This window comes from Sphingobacterium bovistauri (assembly GCF_020295405.1).
Taxonomy (GTDB): domain Bacteria; phylum Bacteroidota; class Bacteroidia; order Sphingobacteriales; family Sphingobacteriaceae; genus Sphingobacterium; species Sphingobacterium bovistauri.
This window is the reverse complement of sequence record NZ_JADEYP010000057.1, coordinates 1-3,714: the sequence shown is the minus strand read 5'-3', so window position 1 is coordinate 3,714 and position 3,714 is coordinate 1. Positions and strand designations below refer to the sequence as shown.

Here is a 3,714-nt window from a genome sequence, read left to right as displayed (position 1 = left end):
CTTTTGGAACAATGATATCGTACAATCCTGAATAGGAACTGAAATGTATTTTTTGTTGGGTAGAAAGCATCCTGATGTCCGTTAAAACCTACTTTAAGATACGAAAAAAGGAGCAGAAAACTGTTGTTTTCCACTCCTTTTTTTAGCCCAATCTAAAAGGGGACTTTTTCAGTGCCCTCTAAAATTATTGGAGCTTTTTAATATATTGCTACTCTACTAATGTAATTTTGAAATGACTTTGGTATAAACTTTAACAAGTGCAAAACCAGCCATGCCTAATCCGAACATTCCGACAACAGCAAAATTAGGGTCGTTTAATAATTGTAGCATATTTTATTAGGTTATTGATATATTTCTAATATAGAAAAAAAATGCAAATGATTAAAAATTAAATTAAATTTTTTATTAGGTTTGTAAGAATGAGATTAATAGCATATTTCGTATGTATAATATTCACCTTTGTTTCCTTAGGTGGCACGATATATATACATCAATGTAAGGATGCAACTTTATTAAGTCTCTACAAACAAATTGATACAAAAAGCTGTCCTCTATGCGAAAAGCATCACAATGATGATCACCAAAAGACTGAAAATTGTGATGGAGGATGTAAAGATTCTACATTAAAAATTGATCCGTTAAGTGATGAAAACTTTAACATCAATCAAGCGTTTTTTGTACAACTTTCTCCAGCTATAATCCCAATTTTTTGGATTTCTAACTTTGGAGCACCTACTAAAGATACTCTCCAGAAAAAATCATTAGATTTTTTATTTACATTTTCAGATTCTTCACCACCAATTTACCTTCAAAACTGTATTTTCAGAATTTAGCATTTTTGTTTATTTTATTAAAATCAAGTTGATAATTCAGCATTGACTGAATACTCTTTTTTGTATTAAATAATTAAAAACATTAATGAAACTATATATTAAAACTACCCTCTTTGCACTATTTATGGTGCTTAATATCAACATATTTGCCCAATCAGATAGTATAGCTTCTTTTGAGATCGCTGGAAACTGCGGTATGTGTAAACAAAGAATCGAAAAAGCATCTAAAATTTCTGGCGTACTAGCTTCGACTTGGGTCCTGCAAACACACGATATTACCGTCCGTTATGATTCTAAGAAAGTTAAGCTTTTACAAATTCAACAAGCAATTGCAAATGTAGGCCACGACACTCCTTTAGTACGAGCAGATGATGATGTATACAAAAACCTACATGAATGTTGTTTATATGAGCGGATTGGAAGTAGTGATACTACGCAGAAACATAAAAATGATGACCATGACTCCAAACATGCGGAGCATAGTAAAGAAAACAACGAAGATCACCACGATCATGAGCACATTATTACTGGAGTTGTTGTAAACGAAGACAATAAAGCTGATTTAACACCTATATCAAATGTAAATGTTAAATGGTTAGAAGGCCCAGCTGCTCGTACCACAACAAATGAAAATGGAGTGTTTAAATTAAAACATGAAAAGGGCAACAAAAATCTTATATTTTCATTTGCAGGAATGCAAGCAGACACCATCGAAATTAAAAACTTACACGAAGTATTGGTTGTACATGCACAAAACAATGTGCTTTCCGAAGTAGTCGTCTCTCGTAGTAGAAAATCAAGCTACATTAATGCCTTATCCGCAAATAGAGTCGAAATTCTTACTGCTAAAGAATTATTTAAAGCAGCGTGTTGTGACTTAAGCGAAAGTTTTGAAACTACTGTCTCCGTCGATGTGGTAAGCAATGATGCTGTAACAGGCAGCAAACAAATCCAATTATTAGGTCTTAGCGGGATTTACACACAATTGACCGTTGAAAATTTACCCGGTCCCCGAGGTTTTGCAACTCCACTAGGTCTTAATAGTATTGCTGGCACATGGATTGAATCCATCAATATAAGCAAAGGGATAGGCTCAGTAGTGAATGGTTATGAGAATATGGCAGGACAGATCAATGTTGAATTGAAAAAACCACATAATTCTGAAAAATTGTATTTCAATGCCTATGCTAATAACATGGGACGTACCGATGTAAATCTTAATGTTGCACAGAAAATAAATGAAAAATGGTCTGTTGGATTGTTATTACATGACAATTTCATGTACAATAAAAATATGAATTTCTCTCATAATGGATTCCGCGATATACCAGTAGGAAACTTATTTTCTGGTATCAACAGATGGCATTACGAAAATGGCAAAGGTACGATTGCTCAATTCGGTATAAAATATCTTAACGACAATCGCACTGGGGGACAGATTGAGTTTGACAAAAGCAAAGACAAAGGAAAAACAGACATTTATGGGTTAGGGTTTGATAATGAGCGAATAGAAGGTTTTGCGAAAATTGGGTATGTTTTTCCACAAAATCGCTTAAGAAGTATTGGTCTCCAATTATCAGCTTCTAATTACACACAAGACAGCTATTTTGGAATAAGAAATTATAATAGTGAGCAAACAAATGGTTATGCTAACTTAATTTTTCAAGATGTCATTGGAACTGTAGAACACAAGTATAAAGTTGGTGGATCAGTAACATACGATAAATACAACGAATCGATTGAATCAAACGATTTTGCGCACACAGAAACAGTATCTGGTCTATTTGCAGAGTATACGTATAGCCCCTCTGAAAAATTTGATGTAGTATTGGGTTTGAGACAAGACTATAATTCATTATATGGGTGGTTTACCACGCCAAGATTAGTAGCAAGGTACAATCCGTTCACAGGAAATACTATTCGATTCAGTACAGGTCGTGGTCAACGTACTGCGAATATTTTCGCAGAAAACATGAGTATATTAGCCTCCTCGAGAGCTATTGATTATTCACTATTAAAAAATCAAGGGAATGCCTATGGCTTAAATCCAGAAGTATCATGGAACACCGGGATAACCATAGATCAAAATTTCCTATTATTTGAACGTGAATCTGGCGTATCTGTAGAGTTGTTTCACAACAATTTTCAGAACCAAGTCATACTAGATTGGGAAAACCCACGTAATGTTTCTATATACAATTTAGATGGAAAATCATATTCTAATAGCGTACAAGCCGAGTTCAGATTTATGCCAGCCCCACACTTTGAGGCAAGAATGGCATATAGATATTTGGATGTCCAAACCGATTATAAAGAAGGTAGATTACAAAAGCCACTTACTGCCAAACATAGAGGTTTTATTAACCTAGCTTATAACTTGCACAGTGGATGGAGCTTTGATTATACATTCAATACTGTTGGTTCAAAACGCCTTCCTTCTACTGCTACTAACCCTCCTCAATATCAGTTAAACAATTATTCAGATGCCTATATCACAATGAATGCTCAAGTGAGCAAATCATTTGGTAAAGACAAAAATTTCACTATTTATTTAGGTGGAGAAAATCTATCAAACAAATTTCAAAAAGATCCAATCCTAGCGTTTGACCAGCCATTTGGCGAACACTTTGATACAAATCTACTTTGGGGACCGTTGACCGGTAGAATGTTTTATTCTGGTATCCGATACCATATTAAATAATAAAAGGAGGCTTTATGCACTGCCCCCAAAAAGTTAGACACTTTCTGGGGGCATTTTTTATGGATAGAAAAGTAAAACACACATTATCATTTAAGAAGACTTGTATTGATTTGTACACTAAATCGTCAGAATCAATATTAGGTATTAGCAAGGAATATAAGGTTTCCGAAAGTTTATTGA

General features: G+C 34.1%; 2 protein-coding genes. Both read left to right on the top strand.

The window, feature by feature from the left end; translation table 11 throughout:
* Positions 1–419: 419 nt before the first annotated feature.
* The gene (locus IPZ78_RS17070; protein WP_225555186.1) at positions 420–833 is read left to right on the top strand and encodes a hypothetical protein; all 414 of its coding nucleotides are present in this window, start codon (positions 420–422) and stop codon (positions 831–833) included.
* Positions 834–918: 85 nt separating this feature from the next.
* The gene (locus tag IPZ78_RS17065) at positions 919–3,534 is read left to right on the top strand and encodes a TonB-dependent receptor domain-containing protein (protein ID WP_225555185.1); all 2,616 of its coding nucleotides are present in this window, start codon (positions 919–921) and stop codon (positions 3,532–3,534) included.
* Positions 3,535–3,714 lie beyond the last annotated feature (180 nt).